Source organism: Kitasatospora sp. NPDC034035, from assembly GCF_055575755.1.
In genome coordinates, this window is record NZ_JBVISA010000024.1 from 104,086 (window position 1) to 130,835 (window position 26,750).

Below are 26,750 nucleotides of genomic sequence, written 5' to 3' on the forward strand. Positions count from 1 at the left end.
GAGCTCCGTGGGCCGTTCGCGGCGCTTACTTGGCCTGGGCGATGTCGGTGTCGATCTGCTTGGCGGTGGCGCTCAGGCCGACCTGGAGGTCGGTCTGCTTGCCGGACTCGTAGTCGTAGCCCAGGTTCTGCAGGGACACGATGTAGGCGCTGCCGTTGACGGCCGGCGGGGTGGTGCCGGAGTGCGCGTTCTTGGCGATGTCCAGGAAGGTCCTGACGTTGTCGTCGCTCACCAGCTTCGGCGAGTCGAGCGCCTCGAAGGTGCTGGGCACGTTGTGGATCGCGTTGGCGAAGCCGACGACCGCGTCGGTGTCGGTGGTCAGGTACTTGACGAACTCCCAGGCGGCGGCCTGCTTCTTGCTGGTGCCGGCGATGCCGACGATGGTGCCGGTCTGGTAGCCGCGGCCGTAGGTGTCGGCCTGGTCGTCCGGGACGGGGAAAGCGGCGGTGCCCCACTCGAAGTCGGGCTTGTTGTCGGCGAGCGCGGCGGTGCGCCACTCGCCGTCCATGGCCATCGCGACCTGGCCGGTGAGGAAGGGGTTCTTGGCGCTGAACTCCTCGCCGAAGGTCGAGCGGAACTTCTCCAGTTTGGCGTAGCCGCCGAGCTGGTCGACCAGGCCCTTCTGCCACTTGAGCATCGCGGCGACCTTCGGGTCGGTGGCGATGTTCGACTTGCCGTCGGCGCCGAAGTAGGTCGGGCCGTACTGGCCGAGGAAGTGCTCGGTGGTGGACTCGTAGCCGTGGTACAGCGGCATGAAGCCGAGCTGCTTGTACGAGTCGCCGTCGGGGACGGTCAGCCTGGCGGCGTCCGCGGCGAACTCGCTGAAGGTCTTCGGCGGGTTGGCGATGCCCGCGTCGGCGAAGGCCTTCTTGTTGTAGAACAGGCCGTACGCGTCGCCGAGCAGCGGCAGCGAGCACTGGTCGCCCTGGAACTGGGTGTAGTTGAGCATCGCGGCCGGGAAGGTCTTGGCCGCGTCGATGCCGCTCTTCTGGAGCAGCGGCTTGAGGTCGATGAAGGCCTTGGTCGAGCAGAACATGCCGACGTTGTTGGTGGTGAAGGAGGAGACCACGTCGGGCGCGTCGTCGCCGCCGGCCCGCAGGGCCTGGTTGACCTTGTCGTCCGGGATGTTGCCCACGGCCTTGACGTGGATGTTGGGGTGGGTCTTCTCGAAGGCGGCGATGTTGTCGTTGATCGCCTTGGTCTCGTTGTCCTGGCTCCAGCCGTGCCAGAAGGTGATGGTGACGTCCTTGCCGCTGGCCGAGTCGTCGCTGCCGCCCGAGTCGCTGGAACCGGTGCAGGCGGTGGCGAGCAGGGCCAGGACGGCGCTGCCGGCGACGGCGACGATCGTGCGGCGGCCTCGGCGGGAGGTGGTGGCGTGCACTACGAGGTCCTCCTGGGAGTGCGCGGGCAGGCGGCGTCGCCTCGGGTCCCGCGTTCGGGGGGTGGGGAGAGGTGGGTGCGGGGAGCGTCGGTGGGTGGGAGCCTCGGTGGGTGGCGGTGTCGGTGGGCGGCGGCGTCAGTGGGTGGAGAAGACCGCCTCGCGGGCGTCCGACAGGGCGCGTTGCAGGGCGCCGAGCAGCACCGGGGAGCCGGGCAGGGCGCTGCTCCGCACCTCCGGCCGGGCGATGGAGAGCTTGGCCAGTTCGTCCTCGACCAGGGCGCGCAGGCGTTCGCCGCCCGCGGTCGGCACCGCGCCGGAGAGGACCACCAGCTGGGGGTCGACCACGGCGACGATCACGGTCAGCCCGACGGCGAGCCGCCCGGCCAGTTCGGCGAGGAAGACGTCGCCGGCGCCCGGGGTGGCCAGCGCCTTGGCGATCGACTCCTCGGCGGTGGGCGCGCCGAGCCCGTGCTCGCGGGCCAGCGCCCGGACGGCGGGTGCGCCGACCAGGGCCTGGAACCCGCCGAACTTGCGGCGGCGGGAGTCCCACTCGACGGGTGAGTCGGGCACCGGCATGTAGCCGACCTCCCCGGCGCCGCCGGTGAAGCCGCGGTGCAGCCGACCGGCGATCACGATCGCGGCGCCGACGCCCGCCTCGGCCCAGAGCAGCACGAAGTCCTCGAAGCCCGCCGCCGCGCCGGAGGCCTGCTCGGCGACGGCGGCCAGGTTCACGTCGTTCTCGATCGACACCGGCGCGCCGATCGCCTCGGACAACTCCTCGACCAGTCGCGGCGAGTGCCACCCGGGCAGGTGGGAGGCGTAGCGCAGCTTGCCGGTGACCGGGTCGGGGGCGCCGCCGACGCCGATCGCCACGGTGCGCAGGCTGCCCTCGGCGAGCCCGGCGGCCCGGACCGCCTCGGCCACCGCCGCCGCGACCCGGGGAACGGTCTCGGCGGCCGGCACGCCCTTGGTGGTGACGGTGTGTTCGGCCAGCGTGGTGCCGGTGATGTCGGCGACCGCGACCCGGATCCCGCTGTTGGTGACGTCCAGCCCGGCGACGTACCCGGCGGCCGGATTCACCTGGTACAGCTGCGCGTTGGGCCCCGGACCACCCGCCGTGGTGCCGACCGGCAGGACCAGCCCGGCCGCCTCCAGCCGGGCCAGCAGCTGGGAGGCGGTGGGCTTGGACAGCCCGGTCAGCGTGCCGATCTGGGTGCGGGAGAGCGGGCCGTTCTCCAGCAGCAGTTCGAGGGCGGCGCGGTCGTTGATGGCCCGCAGCAGGCTCGGCGTGCCGGCGAGGGGGACTCTGGCGGTGCTCCTGGTCATGCCCGGAATCCTCCTCCTTCGGCTCGCCCGAGAGAACTGTTAGGAAACTTTCCAGTCGCTTGGGTAGGACCGTAAGGGCCGCGTCAGCGGGGTGTCAATGGCCGGGTGACCGGAGGATGCCGAAGCGTTACCTCCGCTGTGGTGGGGGCGGGGCCAATGCTCTCTCGGTCTTCAAAAAAGAAAATAAATATAAAGAAAGAATAAATTCTGCCATCCCCCTGAGTGTGTGTGGCGTGCCGATGGGTGAAACAATTAAAGCAGGTAAGAATTCTGGCGTGGCCTCCTCGGTGCGCCGAGGGGGCCACGCCTCAGAAAACGCTCAAGTGCGGACTGAATGAAATATGGCTCTACTTGTGTTGCCTGCCTCGCCCGGGTGGCGAGGCAGGCAACACAAGTCCTGGCACACCGAGGACGCTTCGGCACGGCCGAAGCGGCGACGGCAGTGCCCGGCCCTCTGTGCAGGAAGTCGGCCAGACCGACTTCCTGCACAGAGGGCGGGAAAGTTGTGGTCAATCACAGCTCCTTCCCCGTTCCGCCGCGATCGTGATCGCGGCGGAACGGGGCGCAATGCGGGCGAGCAGGGAACGGATGAGAAAGGCGGGCCCGCGTCCTCGGACGCGGGCCCGCCCAGAACAATGGGCGCCCCGCCTACCCGCCCCGCTGCCAAGGGCGTTCCCGTCTGGTTCGACCTGCAATCACAGTGATCGGTCGGCGGCCCGGCCGGAAGCGGCCGGGGCGCCCGAAACCAGGGGAAAGCGAGTGACCAACGCAAACCGGGCGAGCCTGCGCCCAAGACGCGAAGCCGCCGCATCCCTTGCGATTCCGACATGTCGGTTCCTCCGCCGACAGGCGCGTCATCAGGCTGGGGGTCAGGCAGCTTCGGGTCGGTCCAGCCCGGCAGCTCCCGGTTGCGCGAGCCAGACCAGCCGCGAGGTGATCCCCGGTCGCCCGGCGAAGTGGCGCAAGGCCCGTTCGGGAGATGCGAGGGTCATCCGCGCCCGCCCGTTGATGTCGATCACGTGTGTCGGCCCGTCATTGTCGACGAGCCCCCAGGCGACGACCCATCCGTCGGCGTCCGCAGGGCCCTCGCCGCACACCTGGACGACGGCGAAGAGCTGGGGTGCGGTGTCGAGCACAAGTTCGCACAGCTCCTGGGCGAAGGTCGGCTCGGCCGCCAGCCTGGGTGTGGCTGGGTGGGGGTTTGGCGAGGGCGTAGCGGTCATGGAAGTCTCCTACGTAAACGGGAGTTGGGCGCCGCGCTGCCACCACCACGGGCAGCGACAATCCCTGACGCAGAGTCAAAAGTAGCCACTCGGTAGTATGTAGTCCACCGCCTTCGAGAAATTCATATCACCGTCACCCTGGAGGGTGACGGCATCGACGACGGCGGTTGAGAGTAAGGAGGCAGTGGATGCCGCCCAGCAAGAATCCGCCGACCATCCGGCAGCGGCGGCTCGGCACGGAGTTGCGCCGGTTGCGCGAGCAGGCAGGATTGTCGGTCACGCGAGCCGGGGAACTGCATGGCATCCCGCAGTCCCGGATCAGCAACATCGAATCCGGCGGATATCCGGTGAGCGCGGACCGGGTACGGACCCTGGCCCGCCTCTACGGCTGCGTGGATGACGCGTTGATCGAGGCGCTCACCCACATGACCGGTGGTCGCACCCGGGGCTGGTGGGAGGAGTACCGCGAGATCCTGCCGGCCGGAGCGCTCGACCTGGCGGAGATCGAGCACCATGCGCAATCGATGCGGATCGCCACGGTGATCCATATCCCCGGCCTTCTCCAGACCCCCGAGCACGCTCGCGCGCTCTTCCGGGATGTGGTGCCGCCCTTGTCTCCACCCGAAGTGGAACACCTTGTTTCTCATCGCATCAAGCGACAGGCGGTGCTGTACGGCGAGCAACAGACCCCGCTGTCGGCCGTCGTCCACGAGGCCGCCTTGCGTATGGGCTTTGGTGGTCCAGAAGTTGCCCGCGATCAGCTGGAATACCTGCTGAACATGAGCGAGTACCCGCACATCGACCTGCGGGTGATCCCGTTCGGCACCGGTAGCTACCCCAGCTCCGGCGCCGGGATCGTGTACTTCGCCGCCGAGGTCGCCCGGTTGGACAGCGTGCAGGTCGATGGGGACCGGTACGACTTCATTGACACCGAGCCGCAACTGATCAAGTATCGGGCCGTGTTGGACCGGCTGGAGGCGAGCGCGCTCAAGCCCGACACGTCCCGCGACCTCATCCGCCGTATCGCCCAGAGCATTTGAGAGGGGAGTAATCATGGCCGTTCAGGGCTGGCAGAAGTCGTCATTCAGCGGCGACACCGCCAACTGCATCTATCTCGCCACAGCCCCTGACCGCAGCATCAAAATCCGCGAGAGCGATGACCCCGACGTCGTCATCACCACATCGCCTGACGGACTCCGTGCGTTCCTGCGCGGCGTCAAGGCGGGAGAGTTCGACCATCTGACAATGTAAGGAGAGTCGACGGGGGAAGCATCGACGTACAAGCGACCAGCCGACCTGTCGGGCCAGAGCGCTGGCGGAGAACGAGCATGCCGGGCCGCTGCCCCGCCGCTCTGGGCGCACACTCAAGGCGTCGCAGGCTGTGCGGGCCCCTCGAAGGAGCTCTGGACCGCAAGACCGCCATGGATTCGAAGCTGTGAGCGTAGTTGTAGAACCAGCTGCTGGTGTCCACTCGCCTGTGGCAGGGCAGCGGGTTGACGAGCAAGCGGTCGTCGTAGCGGAATGCCAGAGCAAGTTCGAGCAAGTTCATGGTGCGAGTGGCGACCTGTGCCGCAAGATCGTTCAAGGCGATCGACTCCGACCCGCTCAGGAGGCCCATCATGGCACTGCACAGCGCCTGGTGAAGTCGGGCACCCCCTACGCGGAGCACGCCCGTTCTCTTCGCAGTGAACCCGTGACCGTAGCCGGGGCCGCCTTCGGCTGGTTCGACGCCGAGCTTCCCGGTGAGATCGCCGACGAGATCAACCTGACGGACTACGAGATCGTCCAGCACACCGAAGAGCGCCGCGTGGCGCTGACGCAGGCCCTGGACCGCCTGTCGCTGATCCACCCTGAGGGGTTCGCCCGCGTGCGCGAATTCGTTCGGGGGCTGCTGTGGGTGGGCCTCAAGCCGGGCGTCCACTCGTCCTCGCTGACCAGCTCCAGCGACCCGGCACTCCCGTACGTCATCGTGTTCTCCGAGAAGGCCCGGCGCCACATCCCGCCGAACACCGTCAGCGAGGAGCCGTCCCACCTCTTCCTGGCGGAGAACATCCTGCACGAGGGCACCCATCAGTCGATCAGCTTCCACGTCCTCCAGAACCAGGTCTTCGCCGACGGGTACTCCTCCAGGACATCCCCCAGGATCGAGATCAGGTGGCGGGCCGGGCAGGGAGAGGACCGCAACCAGTACTGGGAGATCGACAGGGCCTTCCACGCGACCTGCGTGTACAACGAGCTGCTGCGCTTCCGCCAGACCGAACTGCGCCGCGACGACCTGTCGCCCAACGAGCGCGCCAGCTTCCAGAGCGCCTACGGCGAGGCGCTGCCGGCCGTCCGCTACCTCATGCGCGAACTCGAACTCCTGCGTGAGCACTTCTCCCCCCACGGGGTGGAGCTGTTGGCCGACCTGCGCCATCAGACCGACCAGCTGTAGTGCGCCACGCTGAATGGAATCGAACGACGGAGGGGTCGAGTGCTTGAGCACCTCATCACCCACGACGACAACCTGCGGATGGTCCCCACCGACCGGAACGAGCTGACCACTGCGGTCGGCCGACTCCACCAGGAACTGCAGGGCTTGTACGAGGGCACCGATCCCGCGCGTACTCGGGTCCTGACGAGATGGATCGGCATCGGCCAGATGTGCCTGGGCGACCACGAGGAGGCCCGTGTGTTCCTCCGGCAGTCGCTCGACTTGGCCGCAGCGATCGGCAACACCCGAGCCGTCGTAGCCACCGGGCTCAATCTCGCCGACGCGCACCGCTATGCCGGTGACGTGCAGACCGCGGACGCGCTCTACCGCAGCGCGCTGAACACTGCGCGAAGCCGGCACCCGGAACTCGTCGACTTCGCGCTCCAGCACACCGGCAAGCACCTCATGGAGCGCGGCGACCTCGCGGGTGCCCGGGACCATCTGCAACAAGCGCTGCGGCTACGGATCGCCAAGGGGGACGCCGAGCTGATCGAGTCCACCCAGGCCGCGCTCGCCCGGGTGGAGCTGCTGATCGGCCAGGCCGAAGCATCGGCGGCCGACGACGCGGTGCCGCGCCGGTGGAGCGGTCAGTGGACCTCATGGCTCCAATCCCGCACCACGGCCCGGACGCCGGCCCGGTGGGCAGAGGACTTCCCCGCTCTCCGGGACGCCGTGCGCGGCCTCACTGCACACCAGCGTGTTCACCCGCGCCACCTGCCTGGTCAGCCGTTCCCCGCCGAGCTGGTCGCCGCCATGGCGGAGGAGGCCGAGAAGGCCGTAGCCGCTGACGGATACCTCCACAACGGCAAGTGGAACGCGGCAGTCGGCGAGACCGCGAACCGCTTCGCCGCACAAGTCGATCTGGCCGCAGTCGTAGCGCGGTCCACCGGCCTGGACGTCGAGCAGCCGCACACCGCCGTCTACATCGCGTACCTGGAGGAAGGGCAGTTCCTCGACTTCCACGTGGACGAGTCCGGCTTCGGCGAGGCCAACCTGATCCTCTGCCTCAAGCACGAGCGCCCTGCCAGGGCGCCCCGGGCCAGTACCACCGTCTTCATCAACGCCGACGGCCACCTCGAATGCGACCTGGCCCCGGGTGACTGCGTCGTCTTCGACGGCGCGCTCACGCCGCACGGCCGGACGCCCCTCAGTGCCGGAGAGAGCGTCACCCTCGTCAGCTTCGGCTTCCGCGCGCGTGATCAGGCTCTGCGCACGCTTACGAACCTCCCGCCGGTCCCTCGTTAGGGAAGGCGGGAGCAGTCGGTTCTACGAGGGGAGGGTGTCCCTACGGCTCCGGCTTCGGGGCCGGGATCGGCTCGCTGGCCTTGAAGCGAGCCGAGTTGGGGTCGCTGAGCGCGGACGGCGCCGTCTGCTCGGCCGCCGGCGCCGGCGCCGGCGCGATCACCACTCCGGTCGCCGCCCCAGCCGCGCTCGCCGCCGCCGCGCCGGCCGCCGTCGGGGTCTCCTCCTTGACCTTGATACCGGCCCTGTCGAAGGCCACCTTCAGCCGCTGCCGCAGCGCCCGGGAGACCGCCGGGGCCTTGCCGGGCGCGGTCCGCGCCTCGACCCGCACCATCACCGAGTCCGCCGCGACCGATTCGAGGCCCAGGATCGACACCGGCGCCCAGACCAGCTCGTCGTACGGTGCCTCCTTGGCCAGCTCCTCGGCGGTCCGCAGGATGAGGTCCTCGACCCGCAGCAGGTCCTCCTTGTAGCCGATCTGGACGTCCACCGAGGCGGTCGCCCAGCCCTGGCTCATGTTGGCGATCCGCTTCACCTCGCCGTTGCGGATGTACCAGATCTCGCCGTTCGCGCCGCGCAGCTTGGTCACCCGCAGGCCGACCTCCAGCACTGTGCCGCTGGCCACCCCGGTGTCGATCTCGTCGCCGACGCCGTACTGGTCCTCCATGATCATGAAGACCCCGGAGAGGAAGTCCGTGACCAGGTTGCGGGCGCCGAAACCGATCGCCACACCGGCCACACCGGCGCTCGCCAGCAGTGGCGCCAGGTTCACGCCCAGTGCGGAGAGCACCATCAGTGCCGCCGTGCCCAGGATGGTGAAGGAGGCCACGCTGCGCAGCACCGAGCCGATCGCCTCCGATCGCTGCTGGCGCCGCTCCGGGTTCACGACCCCGGTGTTGGCCAGCAGTCCGCCCAGCCGGCTCTCCTCCTGGTGCTCCGGGGTGCGCGCCATCCGCCCTATGAGCTGGGTGATCAGCTTGCGCAGCATGGCCCGCAGCACCAGCGCCAGCAGCACGATGAAGACGATCCGCAGGCCCGAGGCCAGCCAGCTCTGCCAGTGGGTGTCGAACCAGCTGGCGGCCTGCTTGGTGGTGTCCGAGACCTCCTGCGCGCTGGTCGGGATCCGCAGGTCCAGGTTCGGCAGCTGCGCGGTGGGGCTGGGGGCCGGCGTCGGAGCGGAGGGCGTCGAGGACGCGTCGGACAGACCGGTGGCACCGGAGCTGAACACGTGCGGACCTTCCTTGCTGGGTGGCGTGTCGGGTCCGCACCGCCGGCAAGCGGCCCGCGGACCGTGCGCCTCACCCTATCCGGCGCCGAACGCCCGCCCGGACACGCCGAAGATCGTCCGCCGCCTCGCGGGAAGCCGCCGAAGGGCGTACGGAACGGCCCGGACGCCCCGTCAACGCCCCGGTGCGCTCCCCCCGCACCCCGCCCCGGACGCCGCCCCGACCCGGCCGGACACTGCTCCGACCGGCCGAGTCGTCCCCCGGGAGGGCCACCGGGCGGCCCCCGCGCGGTGCTCGGCCGGCACCCGGGTGCAACCCGACCTTCCCCGGGCATACCGGCTATGACAGAGACCACACCCGGAGTTCACGTCAGCTCCGTTACACAGGAGTGGTGGCGCCGTACAAAGGCGTAAGGCGACACTGGGGGAGATCGCGTACTCGTTGCGCGATCCAACCGCTCGTCCCGGCGCGAGCCACGCGCCGCAGGCGTCCAAGGAGGCATCCGTGCCGCATGTCCTGGTCCTCAACGCGTCCTACGAGCCACTCGGCGTCGTATCGATGCGCCGCGCACTCATCCTGGTCCTCAACCACAAGGCGGTCAGCCTGGAGGACTCGGAAGTCACTCTGCACAGCGCCACCAGCGCCCTTCCGGCGCCGTCCGTCGTCCGTCTGACCCGCTTCGTCAGGGTCCCGTTCTGCGGGCCCGTCCCGCTCACCCGCCGGGCGCTGTTCGCCCGCGACCACGGTCGCTGCGTCTACTGCGGGGCCGCCGCCACCAGCGTCGACCACGTCATCCCGCGAAGCCGGGGCGGCCAGCACCGGTGGGACAACGTGGTGGCAGCCTGCCGCCGCTGCAACCACACCAAGGCCGACCGCCACCTCACCGAACTCGGGTGGCGGATGAAGCGCCCACCCGCACCGCCCAGCGGACTCGCCTGGCGGATCATCGGCACCGGCATCAAGGACCCGCGCTGGCGCCCCTACCTGGAGCCCTACGGCGGCGCGGACCAACTGCGCGCCCCGCAGTGGGGCGAGTACGAGCACCTCGACCATACCGAGCCGAACCACTCGGTCCCGATCGGCCGGGTGCACGGCGCCCACCCCACCCCCATCCGCCGCGGCGAGCAGCCCGAACCGCTCTCCGCCTGACCGAAGCGACACAAGGGCTCGCCCGTCACACCGTCGGTACGCGCCTCATGGGCCGCCGCGCCCCCGCACCGGGGAGCACGGCGGCCCGCCGCGTTGGTCCCTTTTTTCGGGGCCCGGCGAGCCGACGGGGCGCGCCGGGCTATGGCTACGGCTTCGGCGGCGCCGCCGGAGGAGTCGCGGGGGCGCTCGGCGCACCGCCCGGTTGCCCGGGCTGGCCCGGCTGGCCGGCCGGCGGCTGCGGCGCGGCCGGCGGGGTCACCGCGTACAGCTCGACCCCGTACAGCGAGTAGCCGTACTTGGTCGCCCGCGCCACGCCCTGGACCCGGACGAACCGGACCCCGGGCGCGTCGAAGCGCACCGTCTCGTCGCCGCCCTTGCCGTTGTCCACCGTGGCCGCGTCCGTCCAGGAGTTCCCGTCCGCCGAGACCTGGATCTTGTACGAGCTCGCGTACGCGGCCTGCCAGTGCAGTACCGCCGAGCCCAGCCGGGTCGCCTGCGGCAGCTCCAGCCGCACCCAGGCGTCGTCCTTGGCCGGCGAGGACCAGCGGCTCTTCGGATCGCCGTCGGCGACCGCCGAGGCCGGGAAGTTCGCCGTCTCGTCGCCCGAGGAGGTGGCCTTCGCGCCGAGCGCGAGGTCCGGCCCGCCGGTCGGCGGGACCACGTGCACCTGGAGGACCTGCTGGACGGTGGTCGCCCCGGCCACGAACCGCACCGGCACCTGGTACGTCCCGGACGGCGTGCCCGGCGCGGCGGCGACCAGCAGCGGCACGCCCACCCGGCCGCCGCGCGGCACGGTCACCGGGCCGGCCGGGGTCACGGTCAGGCCCTTGGCGGCGGCCGGCACCTCGGCGCGCAGCTCGCCGGTGGTGCCCTCGGGGCGCCCGGCCTCCACGGTGGCCCGGGTCTGGGCGGCCGAGGCCGCGCCGGTGACCACGTCCAGGGCCGGGTCGGACAGGGTGAGCCGGGCCGCCGGGGCGTCCGCGTACCAGGGGATGACCTGGTTGACGACCGGCGGGTCGCCGCCGGGCTTCCAGGTCAGCCGGAACGCGTCCGCCACCTGCCCGCCGGCCGGCAGCTCGTTGTAGCCGGGCTGCACGGTGCCGATGTCCGCCCAGGTGCCGTCGGCCCGGCGCACCGCGACGGTGGCGGTGGCGCGCACGCCCGGGTCGGTCAGCACGGTGAGCCGGTCCAGCGGACGGGCGGCGCCGAGCTCGACGATGAGCGGGTCGTCCTGCGCGGTCGGCGCCTTGGCGGCCCGGTACGCGGTGTCCGGGTTGCCGTCCAGCACGGCGGCGGCGGAGGAGCCGGGCAGCGCGTCGGGCCCGCCGGTGACGCTCGCCGGGGACTCGTCCGGGGCGGTGACGGTGAACTCGCGCACCGCGACGGCGGTCTTCTGCGCCGCGGTGGCCCGCAGCCGCACCGCCCGGACGACGGTGCCCGGCGGGAGCTGGGCGCTGACCGTCTTCTGGTTCCTGACGACGGCGAGCTGCTTCCAGCCGCCCTCGCCGGTGGAGTACTCCAGTACGCCGTCGCGGATGTAGTCGTCCACGGCGGTCGCGGCGTCCGCGCCGTTGCCCCAGCTGCCCATCAGCACGGTCACGCCGCTGACCGGGCGTCCCGCGCCGAGGTCGAGGCCGACCGCGTCGCCCGGCTGCGGGGGAGCGGAGCTCCAGTAGAAGGTGTTCGCCACGCCGTCGGTCATCAGCCCGGGCAGGTGGTCCTGCGCGGTGCCCAGGGTGGTGGTCGCGGTGACCCCGCCGCCGACCACGCCCGCCCAGTTGTCGGCGGCCCGGACGGCGCGGTCCAGGAACGGGCCGAGCACCCCGGCGCCGATGGTGGCCGGGGCCCGGTCGAGCTGCTCGCGGAGCCGGTTGAGCTCCACCCGGGCCTTCCAGGCCGCCGCGCCGTCGCCGCCGTGCTGGGCCAGCAGCATGTTCAGCGCGGCCTGCCCGGCCAGCCCGTAGTCGCGCAGCGGGCCCAGCCAGGGCGCGGCCTCGCCGGCCAGCTGGGCGGTGGCCGGGGTGCCCGCCAGGGTCTGCTGGGCGGTGGCCATCGCGGCGAAGGCCTCCCGCAGCGGGCCGGCGGCCTCTATCAGCTTGGCGAGGTCGGGCGCCGTGCCCGAGGTCGGCTCGGCGGCGGCCCAGAAGCGGTCGAGCAGCGGCGTCAGGTAGCCGGACTCCTGCTTGGACAGCGGCGAGGAGGTGCTGTTGCCGGCCAGGGCGGTGACCGCGGGCAGCGCCGTCCCGGCGGGCGTCGCGGCGGCGCCGGTCGGCCCGGCCAGCGAGCGCAGGGCGGCCTGCCAGGACTCGTCCGGCTTGTAGCCGACCGGGTTCCAGGCGTAGTCGCCGGCCGTGGCGAGGGCTATCCGGGAGGCCACCGGCTGCTGCATGGCGCCGGTCAGCATCACTGCTGAGCGGGTGGCCACGCCCGGGTCGCGCCCGGTGTAGGCGCCGAGGAAGAGCCGGTCCGGGCTGGCGTCGTTGACCGGGTAGTTGTCCATGGTGACCAGCGGGTGCCCGTACAGGTCGGTGGTGTCGGAGGCCTGCGCGGTGGTGATCTTCTCCGGGATCACCCCGACCCCGCTCCACGCCACCTGCACGCCCGTCGGCAGCGCCGCGGCCAGCGCCTTGCGGTACGGCGTGGCGCCCTGCTGGTGGTACTCGGTCGGGACGACGGACAGTGGCGCCAGGCCCGGGTTCTTGGCGATCAGCCGGTCGTTGACCTTCTTCACCAGCTCGGCCTGCGCCTTGGCGGCCGCGGCGGGCCCGGTGCCGTACTCGTCGCGGTCGGCTCCGCAGTGCCACTCGTCGTAGCTGACGTCCAGGAACTGCAGCTGGAAGGCGGTGAAGCCGAGCGCCCGCAGCCCGTCCAGCTTGGCCACCAGCGCGTCCACGTCCTTGCCGGAGCTGAAGCAGAGGGACTGCCCCGGGTCGATCGCGTAGCCGAGCGTGACGTGGTTGCGCCGCGCCCGGGCGGCCAGCTCGCGCAGCTCGTCCGCCTGCGCGGCCGGATAGGCGTTGCGCCAGCGGGACAGCCGGTACGGGTCGTCACCGGGGGCGAAGAGGTAGAAGTTCTGCTTGGAGCGGCCCAGGAAGTCGATCTGGTCCAGCCGTTGCTGCGCGGTCCACGGGGTGCCGTAGAACGCCTCCGCGGTGCCGCGCACCGGCGCGCCGCTCGGCCAGTCCCGCAGCGTGATCCCCGGCAGGCCGAGCCCGTTCGCGCCCGCCGCCTGCCCCTGCCCGGCCGGCACGGCGGCCAGCAGCTGGCGCAGGCTCTGCGCGGCGTAGAACGTCCCGGTGGCGTCCACGCCCGCCAGCACCACCGCGCCGTACGTCCCGCCGCCCTGGGCGGGCAACTGACCGGCCGACAGCACGTACCCGCCGGCCGGCAGGTTCGCGGTCGAGGGCGCGGTGCCCTCCTTGCCACCCGCCGCGGCGGTCAGCTGCCGCAGCACCCGGTCCACCTCGCCGCCGGCACCCTCCGCGGGTCCGCCGACGTACACCACCAGCGACCCGGCCACCGGCGTCCCGCCGTCCGACCGCGACGTCACGTCGGTCGCCCCGGCGATGTCCAGCACCTCACGGACGGCCAGCACCGCACCGGGGTCCGCCTTCGGCGTGGTCACCAGCGTCACGGCACCCGGCACCACGACCGCCCTGCCCGCCACCGCCTGCTCCTGCGGCCGCGGGAACACCTGAGGATCGGTCACGCTCCCCAGCGGCGTCTGCGGCGCGGTGCTCACCACGTCCGGCCCCGGCGTCGCGGCGTACGCCGACGGCAACGGCCCGGCCAACAGCCCGCCGACCACCGCCGCGGCCGCCACGCCGGCCGCGATCTGCATCGCCCGCCGCCCCGGCCGCCCCGCCGCACGCTCCGCCCGCACGGACGCCAACAGCGGCTCCGTGCCCTTGAGGTCGGCGATCAGCCGGTCCGCCGTCCGGGGCGCCAACTGACGGCACGTCCGCGCCGTCGCACGCCGCGCCACCAACGCCGCCGGATGCTGCAACACGTCCCGCAACGCCGGACTCTGCTCCAGCTGCGACCGCAGCCGCCGCCCGGCCACAACTGACACTCGGGCTTGCACAGGAGCCTCCTCGCCAGGCCGGAACCACATCGCCCGCAACCCCACCAGCTACCCAACCCGGTGTCAACGCCACCGACGGCTATGCCTGTCTTGCCCCTTTTCATCCCCTCCCCGACCCCGCCCCCGATACCACGCCGGGCCCGCCCCGCCGACCGGCGAAGCGGGCCCGTGTGCCCAGCTCAGGACATGGACGTCAGGAACGCGGCGGCGCAGGCAGCACGGCCGTCCGCAGCACCGGGACGCTCCACTGCTCGTTCGCCGCGTAGTTGCAATCCCACAAGTCGAGCCGGGCGCCGTCGACCGCCTTCCACTCCGGAAGGTCGAGGCACCGGCCCGAAGCCGGGTGGTACAGCACATTGTTCGCGAACGGCATCCACTGCTGCGCCGCGGTGCCGTCGCAGGTGCGGTACTCCAGCGGCGTGCCGTTGCCCGCACCCGCGCTCACCGGAGCGATGCACCCGCCGAGGACGCGCAGCGTGCCGTCGTTGCCGAGCGACAGCTGCTGCGAGGGCCCGCCGTGGCACTCGTAGAGCTGGACCGCGGTGCCGTCGGCGGTACCGGCGCCGGTGTCGTCGACGCACATGTCGCCGTTGACGGCCGAGCGGACCACCCCGGTGACGCTCGGTGCGGTGGGTGCCACCGCGAAGGGGTAGACGGCGGTGCTGCTGATGCCGCCGTCGAAGCTCGGGCTCGGCTTCGACTGGTACCGGTAGCGGCCGAGTTCGAACGGCCCCGACGACGGCGGGCCGCTGCTCGCCCTGTGGATCGCGGTACCGGCGAGGACACCGTCGACGTACAGTGCCATCATGCCGGTGTTCGCGTCGTAGGAGGCGGTCAGCCGGGTCCAGACGCCGGGGTGGGTCTGGGCACTGGCGTTCACCACGCGGGTGAAGTCGTACGACCAGTTGTCGTCGTCCGCGTACGCCAGGGCGAAGCTCCAGTTCCGCCCGGGGCCGTCGGTGTACAGCATGAAGGTGCTGCCGTGCCCGGTCTCCTGACTGGCGACCACGCCGCCGCCCGGTCCGGACTTGGCCCAGGTGGAGAGGGTGAAGCTCTTGCGGGTGTCCACCACCGGACCCGACATGGTGATGTTCGAGCCCGCGTCGGGACTGAAGGCGCCCACGGTGACCGCCCGGCCGTCCACGGTGTCCCCGACCCAGCTCACGCCCGAGGCCGTACCGTTGGCGCGCTTCTGCCCGTCGCCGACGGCGTTGCCGCCGTCGGGCGCGGCCAGCCAGTTGTCGATCGGCCGGTTGAGGTTGCCGAGCGCGACCGGGCTCTGCTCCAGGCCGGTCACCGCCGGGCCGCTGTTGACATCGGCCGCCTTGGTGCCGACGCCGGCCCAGGCGACCAGCTGATTGTCGGTGTCGACCGCCCAGAGGTCCGGGACACCGTCACCGGTGACGTCGCCGTTGGAGCCGACCTTCGGGTAGAGCTTGGCATCGACGCCGTTGGCCAGCCAGCCCTTGGTGGGGTCGGCGAAGCCGGAGGCGTCGAAGGTCCCGGGGGCGCTGCCCTTGGCCAACTGGTAGGCGTGGATGGTTCCGTCACCCTTGGACCGGCCCCAGACGGTGGGGATGTTGGTGCCCTTGGTCGGCCCGGGGGTGATCAGGTCGTAGAAGTCCCAGGCCTGGTCCTGCGAGAGCAGAATGTTCGGCCCGTCGAGCTTCCCCACGATCGAGGACAGCGCGAGCCAGAGTCGGCCCTTCTCGACGTAGAGCAGGGAGGAACGCGGCAGGCCGGTGGTGGTCGTGCCCGGGTTCCTGGGGGTATCGCCCGTGGGAGATCCGAACGCTGCGATCTGGGTCACAGACGCCCAATCGCTGCCGTTTCCGTGGTCCGAGCACGAGATCGGTGTGCCGTCGGGCAGCCCACAGCTACCGGACTTGGACAGCGATACGGAGGTCTGACCGTCGAGGTGGGCGGCGATCGCGTCGTTGGCGTAGAGGAACAACTCGGCGGCGCCGGGAGCGTGAGCGATCAGGTCATCGACGTTCCGCTCGGTGAACGAACCCCGGTGGGTGATCTGGGCCGTGCTCCAGTCCTGGTTGTTCGCCGCACCGGGCGCCGAGGCCGGCCTGGTGTTCGGGGCCGCGTACGGGTCGGCGCCGCCGCCCACCAGGCGCAGTGAGCCGGTGCCGTCCGGCAGGAGGACGTCGCTCCTCCGGTCGCCGTCGATGTCGCCCATGACCGGGTCGCCGGCGGCGGGGTTGCTCGGCACGAAGTAGGTGTACGCGACCGGCTGCGACATGTTGCCGGCGTTGTCCTGGGTCTGCAGGTAGAGGAAGTTGGTCCCCCAGTGCCAGGGGGTGTACTTCAGCTGGAAGCTGCCGTCACCGTCCATCTTGACGATGTTGCCGCCGTCGGTGCAGTTCCATCCGGTGGCGGCGGCCTGGACGGGGTCCGTGGTCCATCGGGCGCAGGCCAGACCCGAGGAGCGGCCGCCCGTGGCCGGAGCCGGGTCGGTGCCGGTCAGGGTGAAGACGCCCTCCTGGCCGACGAGCTTCGGGTGTCCGCCCAGGGTGCCCGACTCAGGGAAGTCCGGAGAGGTGATGCGGGCGGTCGGCGGGGTGCGGTCGATACGCAGGTAGCACATCGGGGAGTTCCCGCTGTGGAGCGTGCCGTCGTCGGTGACGGCGTACCAGCCGTACTGGTGTCCGTCGATCAGCGGGCCGACGCTGACGTTCTTGCGGCCCGAACTGGCGGCCCAGTTGGTGTCGGAGACCTTCGAGGAGCCGTTGTCGTCGTCGTCCCAGATCTTGAACGTGGTCCAGAGCTGCTCACCGGTCGGTGACCAGGTGTCGACGCTCAGGTTGACGTCGGTGTTGATCCCGACCCAGCCCGGGTTGTCCCACGGGTTGCCGGTTCCGGGGGTCTGGCAGGGGCTGTAGGCGGCGTCACGGGCGAAGCCGGGCGTCGGGCTGGTGGCGGGGCTGCCGATGGCGGGTGCGAAGTCGTAGGTGACGACGATGTGCGGGTTGTTCGCGAACCGCTGGTGGTAGTACTTGTTGGTCTCGTCCTCGGGGGCGAACAGGAAGGTCCACCCGCCCCAGTGCTCGTGCGCCGCCCAGGTCATCTGGGGGAGGACGTCGAACTCCTTGCCGCCCGCTCCCATGATCCAGTTCGTGCCGACCTTGGCGCAGCTCGAGAGCTCCGGGCAGGGCTGGGCTTCCCAGCGCGTCCACTGGTTGATCGGGTTGCTGTTGCCCGCACCGGTCGAGTAGAGGCCCATCGGCGTGGACGTCGAGGGGCTGGACGACTCCGCGATGGTGGCGTAGAGCTTGGCGCTCAGCACGGCCGAGTCCCAGAAGGTCGGGTTCAGACCGACCTGGAAGTAGGCGCGCTCCTTCCCTTCCTTCTGGCAGCGGCTGTTGGTGTCGATGTAGCCGCAGTAGCCGGAACCCGGCTTGTCCTGGCCGTACTGGGTGCCGTTGTACTCCGGGGTGACGGGGTAGGCCGACTGGACCTGCGCCCAGGCCTGGGTGCCGTTGTCGACGCTGGGGTTCCAACCCGGGTCGATGTACCAGGGGCCGGTGCCCTGCGCGAGCAACGAGGGGTCCGGCACCAGGTCGATGCCACTGGCGCTGACGGTGGTGGTGATCGGAGCGGTCCTGGCGCCAGGGCCGGGGGCTTTGCTGTCGGAGCCGACCGAGGTCGGGGTGCCGTCCGTCGGGGCGGCTGCGGCGGCGTTGGCCACCGACTTGGGCTGGGATCCGGCCGGGGCGGAGTCCCACATGACCGGGGCCGGAGCGGTGAATCGGGCCTTGCCGGCCGTGTCCTCGGCCGTCAGGTTGCCGTTGGCGTCCGCTTTGACGGTCAGCCCATCGGCGACGGTGTCGAGGTGCAGATTCTTGATCTTCGGGTCCGCGGCGGCCTGTGCGGTGCGGACGATCAGGACTTGGCGCCAGCCGCCCGCGGTGGTGGAGCTCAGCTCCAGGTCGACGCCGGGCAGGACGGACCGGTAGAGCGCGCAGCTGCCGGTGAGTTCGGGCTTCGGCAGGTCGAACGGCGCCTTGATCGACAGCTTCTTGCCGTCCGCCGTCGCCATGGTGGCCAGTGGCCCGCTGCCCCCGCCGGAGAACGTGAGCGCGGACGGGACGGCGGTCGGCGTGATCGTGCCGTCAGGGTTGGTCCGGAGGGTCGCGTCCACGGCGCGCCAGGTGCCGTCGGCGTTCTTGACCCGCTCCGCCACCGGTGTGGAGTCGTTGGTCACCGTGCCGTCCGGATTGGCCGTGGTCCGGCTGTTCCCCGTGGTCAAGGCATCGACGACGACGGGCTTTCCGGTGCTCTTCGCCTTCGCCTGGGCGGTGCGTATCGCCTCGGTCTGCGCCGAGCGGGCGTCGGACTGCCCCTTGGCCGGAGGCGGTGGTGGCGTCGGCCAGGAGGTGTCGGCAGGGCCGTGGTTGCGGTCGGCGGGAGCCGCCGCGGCGATGCCGGGCACCGCCAACAGGCCCGCGCCGAGGGAGAGGACGGCCGTGCAGGCGAGTGGCAGGAGCGCCGCGCCGAATGTCCGGCTTCTCGTGCTCCGTCCGGGAGTTTGAAGAGATGGAGGTTTTGCCCTCGACATGAAGACCCCGTCGTCAAAGGTGATGTGAGCAGAAGTCAGCGGCACGCTGCCTTCACAATTGCTTCGCTGTCAAAGCGTTTTGTCGACGGGGTGTCCGAGTTGTCGCGGGTGGTGGCACATTGCTCTCCGGGTGACATTCCTCACACTGCGTGATCATGAAGTCTTCCTGTTCCGGATAGGTCGTGTGCCCCTAAGGTGCCGGAAGCCTGGGCTGGTGGGGTCGGCCCGATTCAAGCTTGGTGACCTGTGGGGGGATCAGTTGTCTCGTCGTGTCCGCGTGTTCACACGTCCGCTCAGCCTGAAGGTGGCTGTCGCGGCCGCGCTGGCCGTCTGTATGTCGGTGGTGACGATCCCCTCGGTCGAGGCGGTCGCCCACGCGGCCACTCCGCCGAAGGTCTGGGTGCCGCCGAACACGCCGGTGCCGGAAACCCATCCGGTGAAGGGCACGAACGGCAAGGCTGCCGGCTACCACCCCGATCCCGGAAAGAAGTGGTCGCCACCGACCGATTCCAGTCCACCGTCCGGCAGAGCCACCGCGGTCCTCGGCGGTGCCGGCGCCAAGGCGGCGCCGGCACCGACCGCATCCGACGCGGCACCGGCAGCCGCGCCCTCGCAGCCGGTTCAGGCCGGCTCGTTGCCGGTCTGGATCGCCCCGGCCCCGGGTGGGAAATCGGCCGCTCGAACCGCACCGGCGGCCCCGTCGGCCACGGACGACCCCTCGGCCTTGCAGGTCGATCTGGCCGATCAGGGCCAAGCGAAGGCCGCCGGAGTGAACGGTGCCCTGGTCGCTCTCACCGGCACCGGTGAGGGCAACCAGGCCGGTCGGGTCCAGGTCGGGATCGACGTCGAGCCCTGGGCGAAGAACGCCGGTGCCAACTGGGCCTCGCGGGCCAGGATCGTCCAGCTGCCCGGCTGCGCGCTGACGACGCCGGGCGCCGCAGGCTGCACGGCGCGCACCCCGGTGCCGTCCCACCGGGACGCTTCCACCGGCCGGCTGGTGGCCGAGGTCGACGTTCCGCAGCCGACCTCCACCGCCGCCAAGTCCTCCACCTCGGGCGCCTTCGTGAGCCCGGCGGCCGCCGCCCCCACGGTGGCGCTCGCCGTCGAGGCCGACGCCAAGGGCAGCAGCGGCGACTTCACCGCCTCGCCGATCACCCCGTCCGCCTCCTGGCAGGCCGGCGCCAACGCAGGCAACTTCACCTACGGCTACACCGTGGAGCTGCCCTCCGCCCTGGCCGGACCCGCCCCCGACGTCTCGCTCGGCTACGACTCCTCCGCCGTGGACGGCAAGACCGCCTCCACCAACGCCCAGCCGTCCTGGGTCGGCGAGGGCTGGGAGTGGCAGCCGGGCTCCATCGTCCGCGGCTACAAGGGCTGCAAGGACGCCGGCATCGACAAGTCGGGCGACCAGTGCTGGGGCGGCGACCTGCTCCAGCTCTCGCTCGCCGGCCACGCGGGCCAGCTCGTCAAGGACGACAAGTCCTGCGAGTGGCACCTGCAGGGCGAGGACGGCACCAAGGTCGAGCGGCTGACCGGCCAGAACAACGGTGCCTGGAACGGCGAGGCCTGGCGGATCACCACCGTCGACGGCACGCAGTTCTACTTCGGTGCCAACCACCTGCCCGGAGGCGACGGCACCGACCAGGCCGCCAACTCGGTCTCCGCACTCCCGGTCTACTGGCCCGGCGGCCAGGACCCGTGCCTGAAGAGCGGCTCCCCGGCCACCAACACCTGGAACCAGATGGGCTGGCAGTGGTCGCTGGACTACGTCGTCGACCCGCACCAGAACCTGATCACCTACCGGTACGAGCAGGAGCAGAACCGCTACGTCCAGGGCGGCGGCCAGAACAACGGCAACGGCCCCCGGACCCAGTACCAGCGCGCCAGCTACCCGACCTGGGTGGGCTACGGCCAGCGCCTGCCCGACCAGATCGCCGCCAAGGGCAAGGCCAACCCGGCCGCCCAGGTGTGGTTCCGTACCGCCGAACGGTGCCTGCCGGACAGTGCTTTCACCTGTGACCCGTCCCAGCGGACCAAGGCCAACGCCAAGCGCTGGCCGGACACCCCGGTCGACCAGAACTGCGACGCGACCGGCGACTGCACCGTCTACTCGCCGACCTTCTGGACCACCAAGCGCCTCACGAAGATCGACACCGAGGTGTGGGACGGCGCCACGTACCGCCCGGTCGACTCCTTAGCCCTCAACCAGTCGTTCCAGGACCCGGGTGACGGCACCTCGCCGTCACTGTGGCTGGACTCGGTCCAGCACACCGGCAGCAACAACCGCACGCCGATCACCCTGCCGGCGGTGTCCTTCCAGCCGCTTCAGATCGCCAACCGCGTCCAGGGCCAGATCGTCGCGCCGGACGGCACCTCGGCCTCGATCGAGCCGTACAATCGCCCGCGCATCCAGAAGATCACCACCGAGACCGGCGGCCTGATCAACGTCGTCTACCGGCCGGCAGAGTGCTCGCGCGAGGCCGGCGGGACGATGCCGGCGTCCGAGGACAGCAACACGATGGCCTGCATGCCGGTCAAGTGGTACCTGCCCGGGCAGAGCGCGCCGGATCCGGTGAACGACTGGTTCAACAAGATCATCGTGCAGTCCGTCACCCAGGAGGACTCGGTCGCCGGTGGCCAGCCCGCGGTCGTCACCAACTACGTGTACGGCGGCGGCGCGGCCTGGCACCGCAACGACTCCGAGATGGCCGACTCCAAGAGCCGGACCTGGGACCAGTTCCGCGGCTACGCGACGGTCACGACCCTCACCGGCAGCGGCAACGATGTCGAGGCGCCGCGCACCAAGTCGGTCGCCACGTTCCTGCGCGGCATGGACGGCGACGTCCTCGCCAACGGAACCACCCGCCAGGTGACCGTGACCGACGTCCACGGCGGCGCCATCAAGGACGAGAACGCCCTGGTCGGTTTCATCCGGGACTCCGCCAACTACAACGGCGAGAACGGCGAGCTCCTCTCCACCGTGGTCTCCGACCCGTGGATCGGCCCGGTCACGGCGACTCGCGGCCAGTCCGGCGGCATGCCGGCGATCACGGCCCGAGCCGTCAACGTCCTCAAGGTGACCAACCACGACAAGCTGGCCAACGGCTGGCGCACCCGCGAGCGTTCCACCTCGTACGACTCGACGCCGTTCGCCCGTCCGCTGACTGTCTACGACAACGGCGACCCGACCCACCCGGAGCAACTGCTCTGCACCTCGTTCGAGTACGCCGCCGGCCCCGGTGGCGCACCCACGCAGTTGGCCTCGCGCACGCTGGTCCTCAAGGGCGCCTGCGGCCAGACCGCGACCAAGGACAACACGGTCGCCGACACCCGGGCGTACTTCGACGGCCTGCCTCTCGGCCAGTCCGGCGCCAAGGCCGAGCAGACCTCGACCGAGGTCCTGGAGCGCTACGACACCAACGGCAAGCCGGTCTACCGGGCCACCGCCAGGGCGAGCTTCGACGCTTACGGTCGAGTCGTCAGCACCATCGACCCGACCCGCACCGACGCCACCCACCCGACCGGCGCCGAGACCAAGACCGCGTACTCCCCGGCCGCCGGCCAGCTGCCTACGGAGGTCACCCACACCAACCCGGTGGGTTGGCAGACCGTCAGCACCCTGGACGTCGGCCGCGGCTCACCGCTCAAGATCAAGGACGAGAACGGCCGGATCAGCGAGCAGGACTTCGACGCCCTCGGGCGCGCGCTGGCCAGCTGGAGTCCGGGCAACGACCGGGCCAAGAACCCGAACCGGCCGAACCGCAAGATCTCCTACTCGGTCAACGGCACCAACGCGCCCTCGCAGGTGCTCAGCCAGGCGTTGATGGGGGGCCTGAGGTACACCTCCAGCTTCACCATCTACGACGGCCTCGGCCGCGTCCGGCAGACCCAGGCCAGCACGCCCTCGGGCGCCATCGGCCGTATGGTCACCGACGCGCTGTTCGACTCGCACGGCTGGCAGACCAAGACCAGCGCCGCCTACTACAACGACGAGGCGCAGCCCAGCGGCCAGCTCTTCCTGCCCAACGGCGGCGTGGAGCCGGACAGCAAGATCCCCTCCCAGACCGTTCAGAAGCTCGACGGGATGGGCCGGGTCGTCGACTCGATCTTCCAGTCCTATGGCATCGAACAGTGGCGCACCCACACCGACTTCGTCGGTGCCGATGAGGTCCGCACCACTCCGCCGGCCGGTGGCTACGCCTCCGCGACCATCACCGATGCCCGCGGAAACACCATCGCCCTGCGCCAGTACAAGGACAACACCCCGACCGGTGCGTACGACGAGACCACCTACGGCTACACGCCGGACGGCAAGGAGGTCTGGCGCAAGGACGCGGCGGGCAACCAGTGGACGTACGAATACGACCTGCTCGGCCGCCCGGTGAAGACCACCGACCCGGATTCGGGCATCGGAACGACGTCGTACGACGACAGCAAGAACCTCGTCACAGCCACGGATTCGCGCGGCAAGAGCGCGACCAGCGTCACCGACCTCCTCGGCCGTACCGTCGCGGCCTACGAGGGCACGACGGTCGACCCGGCCAAGCAGGTCGCCGCCTGGACCTTCGACACCCTCGCCAAGGGCAAGCCGACCGCCTCGACCCGCTACGTGGGCGGGGCGAGCGGGGACGCGTACAAGTCGGAGGTCACGGGTTACGACATCGGGTACCGCGAGACCGGCGCGAGGACGACCATCCCGGCCGTCGAGGGCGGACTCGCCGGCGTCTACCAGACCGACAACACCTATGACGCGGGCGGCCGTCTGGAGACCTCGACCCTGCCGGACGTGGCCGGCATGGGTCGGGAGAGGCTCAGCTTCACCACCGACTCAGGCGGCCAATTCGTTGGCCTGGGCAGCGTCTTCGGGTACGACCCGTCTACGACCTACGTGGCCGATGTCCGCTACGACCCGTACGGTCGGCCGTACCGCACCACCGTGGGCGGCGCAGGCGCTCAGGTGGTCGCCACGCTGGACATCGACAACGCCACCGGCCGGGTCGCGCGCTCGATCCTGGACAAGCAGACCGCCGAGACCGCCCACGTCGACTCGGTCGACTACACCTACAATCCCCTCGGCCAGGTCACGTCGGCCCGCAACGCGCAGGACGGCGAGATCGCCGACCTGCAGTGCTTCACCCACGACTACCTCGGGCGCCTTACGCAGGCCTGGACCGACACCGGGACCCAGACCACCAGGCCCCAGCCCAGCGTCCCCGGCGTCGGTGCCTGCGCCAACACCGACGGACCGTCGATGGACGCCGACAAGCCGAGCGTCGGCGGACCGGCCCCGTACTGGCAGCAGTACGAGTACGACCTCGTCGGCAACCGCACCAAGCTGGTCCAGAAGGACGTCAACGGCGACACCACCAAGGACGTCACCACCACCCAGACCTTCGGCACCGGCCCCAACACCCCGTCCACCGACCCGAAGACGGGCGGCGGCACCGGCGGTCCGCACGCGCTGATGAAGTCCACCCAGACCGGCCCGGCCGGCACCGCGGTGACCTCCTACACCTACGACGCCACGGGCAACACCACCTCGATCACCGACACCCCGGGCACCAGGACACTGACCTGGAACGCCCAGGGCAAGCTCGACCAGATCACCGGTACCGGCCAGAGCGGCGCCACCAGCTACCTGTACGACCTGTCCGGCAACCAGCTGATCCGCCGTGACCCCGGCAAGGTCACCCTCAACCTGGGTGCCGACCAGATCACCTTGGACACCAACACCAAGGCCGTCACCGACGTCCGCTCCTACGCGGCGTCCACCGGCCTCTCCATCACCCGCACCACCACCAACGGCACCTCCACGCTCGCCTACCAGGGCGGGGACCCGCACGGCACCAACGGCGTCCAGTTCGACGCCGCGACGCTCACTCACGTCCGTCGCCCCACCGACCCCTTCGGCAACGAGCGCGGCACCCAGCCCGAGGCGGGTGTCTGGGCCGGTGACAAGGGCTTCGTCGGCGGCACCAAGGAGAAGTCAACCGGCTTCACCCTCCTCGGCGCCCGCGAGTACGACTCCACAACGGGCCGCTTCATCAGCCCCGACCCCATCACCGATCCCGGCGACCCCCAGCAGTGGAACGCGTATGCGTACGCCAACAACAGCCCGATCAACAAGTCCGACGCCAACGGCCTGAGGCCCACCTGCGACACCACGGCCGAGTGCGATGGCCTCGCGACTGAAAGGGACAACGGTCACGGCTACTCCTACATCACCCCGGCGGGCGGGAACTCCCCGACCCTGGCTTCGGTGCCGAAGAAGACGCCGGAGGAGCAGGATGCAGGGAACCGTAAGGATGCTGCCGACAAGGTCGTAAACGAGGCTAAGCACAAGCGCGACGAGCTCGTGCACAAGGTGATCGACGTCGTCGGCGATCTGATTGGCTTCAACGACGCCCGCGACTGCTTCACCAAGGGCGACGTGATGGGCTGCATCAACACCGCCCTCAACGTGGTCCCCTGGGGCAAGATCTTCAAGGCCATCAAGGTCGGCATCCAGGCCCTCAAGATCTACAAGGAGATCAACAAGGCCTACGACGCAATCCGGGCCGGCGAACGCGTAGCCAAGGAAGCCGACGCCGCCTACATCACCGCCAAGACAGCCGCATCAGAGGCTCGTGCAGCTGAAGCAGCAGCAGCCAAGGCAGCGGAAGAAAAGGCAGCAAAAGAAACAGCAACCGACGCGGCAGGGACAGAGAGTAAGGCGGCGGCTCAGGAAGCCGACGACGCGGCCGGCTCCAGCTGCTCACTCGTCCGCAACAGCTTCCCGACCGGTACCAAGGTGCTGATGGGGGACGGCACTCTCAAGTCCATTGAGGACATCCACGAGGGCGATGTCGTCATGGCGACCGACCCCCAGACCGGCGAGACCCACCCCGAACCCGTCACCGCGACCATCACCACCCCCGACGACAAGGACTTCACCGACCTCACCCTCACCGACGACGCCAGCCCCCGCGGCCCGCCGACCGCCGACCAGGCGGAGATCACCTCCACCCACCACCACCCCTACTGGAGCGAGACCCGCCAGCAGTGGGTAGACGCCGGCGAACTCACCCCTGGCGAACACCTCCGCCAGCCCGACGGCACCACCCTCACCATCCAGTCCGTCCGCAATTACCCCTACGCCGTCACCACCCACAACCTCACCGTCAACCTGCTCCACACGTACTATGTGCTGGCAGGAGCCTCCCCGGTTCTCGTTCACAACTGCGGCGACGGGGACGGAACGGCGACGGTCAACTGGGATCCTGACATCGGGGCGCGAGGACATGCGACCATCTCGGTGAAACCGGATGGCGCCCGCCGCCCGCTTGAGACGGAGCAGGTGGTCGACGCCCCGCCGGGTACGGAGGATTTCACCGGCTACCCCACGTCGGCCCAGGTAGCCACCGAGCCGCTGGGACCGAACACTCAGCAGTTGACGTTCCGGGTTCCCAACGTCGGGGCTGCGGTCCGGAAGCAGCTCAAGTCGGTTGGCGCGGACCTGGGCGCGTACAGCTACGGAACCAACAGTTGCGCTACCTACTGCGTGGCCATTCTGAGAGCGGGTGGGGTCGACATACCTGCCGGTAGGGCCGGAGCTGCGAGACTCGCTCGGATGCTGAGGGAAATGGGGAACTGATGCTGGACGAGGAAGAGAACTGGAACGCCGTGCTGGCTGGAATTCTGGTGAGTCGGAGGATCGGTCCGAGGCACGTGAAGCTAGTGGGTGATCTCATTTCAGTCACCGCTCAGCTGGACATGGCCGCACAAGGCCGTCGGCCTGGTTGCGAGCTGGACAGCCTCATCGAGTACGACGAGATGATCGGTCCACTGGAAGACGCCTACCGGACCACCTGGCGGGCGGTGGAGGCCGCGTCCAGCAGGGAGCAGCGCAATTCGGAGCTCCAGAAGCTCGTGACTGCGCTGGCGGCGGCAGTGGAGGGCATCGCGGATTTCGCCCGTCAGCAGGGTGTCGCGGTGCAACTCTACGGTTTCGATGGCCCTCGGACGTAGGCCTGCGGGGTCCAGTTCAGCCCTGCGTACCGGACCCCACGTCCCAGCGGATGAGGCTGTTGCTGTTCGTTG

At 70.4% G+C, this 26,750-nt stretch carries 14 protein-coding genes; 7 read left to right on the plus strand and 7 right to left on the minus strand.

Features of this window, described 5'->3' with window-relative positions; genetic code table 11:
* Positions 1-25: 25 nt before the first annotated feature.
* From ACZ52J_RS29490 to ACZ52J_RS29500, 3 genes are all read right to left on the minus strand, one after another.
* Positions 26-1,381: an ABC transporter substrate-binding protein gene (locus tag ACZ52J_RS29490; RefSeq protein WP_465623075.1), complete on the minus strand. Its 1,356-nt coding sequence runs from the start codon at positions 1,379-1,381 to the stop codon at positions 26-28.
* Positions 1,382-1,516: 135 nt separating this feature from the next.
* Positions 1,517-2,707 (minus strand): ROK family transcriptional regulator, encoded by a 1,191-nt coding sequence (locus tag ACZ52J_RS29495; protein WP_360503355.1) that lies wholly within the window; start codon positions 2,705-2,707, stop codon positions 1,517-1,519.
* 869 nt (positions 2,708-3,576) lie between these two features.
* On the minus strand, positions 3,577-3,930 hold the full coding sequence (locus ACZ52J_RS29500) for a hypothetical protein (RefSeq protein ID WP_465623078.1): 354 nt from the start codon (positions 3,928-3,930) through the stop codon (positions 3,577-3,579).
* 188 nt (positions 3,931-4,118) lie between these two features.
* Here ACZ52J_RS29500 and ACZ52J_RS29505 point away from each other — a divergent pair, with 188 nt between their 5' ends.
* From ACZ52J_RS29505 to ACZ52J_RS29520, 4 genes are all read left to right on the plus strand, one after another.
* A complete protein-coding gene (locus ACZ52J_RS29505; protein ID WP_465623080.1) occupies positions 4,119-4,970 on the plus strand; it encodes a helix-turn-helix domain-containing protein in 852 nt (283 codons plus the stop codon).
* Positions 4,971-4,983: 13 nt separating this feature from the next.
* Entirely contained in the window at positions 4,984-5,181 is a 198-nt protein-coding gene (locus ACZ52J_RS29510) for a DUF397 domain-containing protein (RefSeq protein WP_465623082.1), read from the plus strand.
* A gap of 442 nt (positions 5,182-5,623) precedes the next feature.
* The gene (locus tag ACZ52J_RS29515; protein ID WP_465623084.1) at positions 5,624-6,364 is read left to right on the plus strand and encodes a hypothetical protein; all 741 of its coding nucleotides are present in this window, start codon (positions 5,624-5,626) and stop codon (positions 6,362-6,364) included.
* Positions 6,365-6,403: 39 nt separating this feature from the next.
* Positions 6,404-7,648 (plus strand): tetratricopeptide repeat protein, encoded by a 1,245-nt coding sequence (locus ACZ52J_RS29520; protein ID WP_465623086.1) that lies wholly within the window; start codon positions 6,404-6,406, stop codon positions 7,646-7,648.
* A 40-nt stretch (positions 7,649-7,688) separates the two neighbouring features.
* Here ACZ52J_RS29520 and ACZ52J_RS29525 read toward each other — a convergent pair whose 3' ends face one another.
* The gene (locus tag ACZ52J_RS29525) at positions 7,689-8,873 is read right to left on the minus strand and encodes a mechanosensitive ion channel family protein (RefSeq protein WP_465623088.1); all 1,185 of its coding nucleotides are present in this window, start codon (positions 8,871-8,873) and stop codon (positions 7,689-7,691) included.
* A 502-nt stretch (positions 8,874-9,375) separates the two neighbouring features.
* Between ACZ52J_RS29525 and ACZ52J_RS29530 the strand changes: the two genes are divergently transcribed.
* Entirely contained in the window at positions 9,376-10,020 is a 645-nt protein-coding gene (locus ACZ52J_RS29530) for an HNH endonuclease (RefSeq protein ID WP_360506205.1), read from the plus strand.
* 145 nt (positions 10,021-10,165) lie between these two features.
* Here the strand turns inward: ACZ52J_RS29530 and ACZ52J_RS29535 are convergent, their stop codons facing one another.
* The 3 genes from ACZ52J_RS29535 to ACZ52J_RS29545 form a co-directional block, all read right to left on the minus strand.
* Positions 10,166-13,969, minus strand: a complete 3,804-nt coding sequence (locus ACZ52J_RS29535; protein WP_465623090.1) for a beta-N-acetylglucosaminidase domain-containing protein — start codon at positions 13,967-13,969, stop codon at positions 10,166-10,168.
* A gap of 328 nt (positions 13,970-14,297) precedes the next feature.
* The gene (locus ACZ52J_RS29540; protein ID WP_465623092.1) at positions 14,298-18,545 is read right to left on the minus strand and encodes a ricin-type beta-trefoil lectin domain protein; all 4,248 of its coding nucleotides are present in this window, start codon (positions 18,543-18,545) and stop codon (positions 14,298-14,300) included.
* 381 nt (positions 18,546-18,926) lie between these two features.
* Complete coding sequence (locus ACZ52J_RS29545) at positions 18,927-19,118, minus strand: hypothetical protein (RefSeq protein WP_465623094.1); 192 nt, start codon at positions 19,116-19,118, stop codon at positions 18,927-18,929.
* 322 nt (positions 19,119-19,440) lie between these two features.
* Here ACZ52J_RS29545 and ACZ52J_RS29550 point away from each other — a divergent pair, with 322 nt between their 5' ends.
* Both ACZ52J_RS29550 and ACZ52J_RS29555 read left to right on the plus strand, forming a co-directional pair.
* Entirely contained in the window at positions 19,441-26,304 is a 6,864-nt protein-coding gene (locus tag ACZ52J_RS29550) for a polymorphic toxin-type HINT domain-containing protein (RefSeq protein ID WP_465623096.1), read from the plus strand.
* On the plus strand, positions 26,304-26,678 hold the full coding sequence (locus ACZ52J_RS29555; RefSeq protein ID WP_465623098.1) for a hypothetical protein: 375 nt from the start codon (positions 26,304-26,306) through the stop codon (positions 26,676-26,678). Before ACZ52J_RS29550 ends, ACZ52J_RS29555 begins: the two co-directional genes overlap by 1 nt.
* The last annotated feature ends 72 nt before the right edge of the window (positions 26,679-26,750 follow it).

Excerpts from the sequence above, each read along its gene's own strand:
- ACZ52J_RS29495 (WP_360503355.1), bottom strand. The coding sequence starts at position 2,707 with ATGACCAGGAGCACCGCCAGAGTCCCCCTCGCCGGCACGCCGAGCCTG.
- ACZ52J_RS29500 (WP_465623078.1), bottom strand. The coding sequence starts at position 3,930 with ATGACCGCTACGCCCTCGCCAAACCCCCACCCAGCCACACCCAGGCTG.
- ACZ52J_RS29505 (WP_465623080.1), top strand. The coding sequence starts at position 4,119 with ATGCCGCCCAGCAAGAATCCGCCGACCATCCGGCAGCGGCGGCTCGGC.
- ACZ52J_RS29510 (WP_465623082.1), top strand. The coding sequence starts at position 4,984 with ATGGCCGTTCAGGGCTGGCAGAAGTCGTCATTCAGCGGCGACACCGCC.
- ACZ52J_RS29555 (WP_465623098.1), top strand. The coding sequence starts at position 26,304 with ATGCTGGACGAGGAAGAGAACTGGAACGCCGTGCTGGCTGGAATTCTG.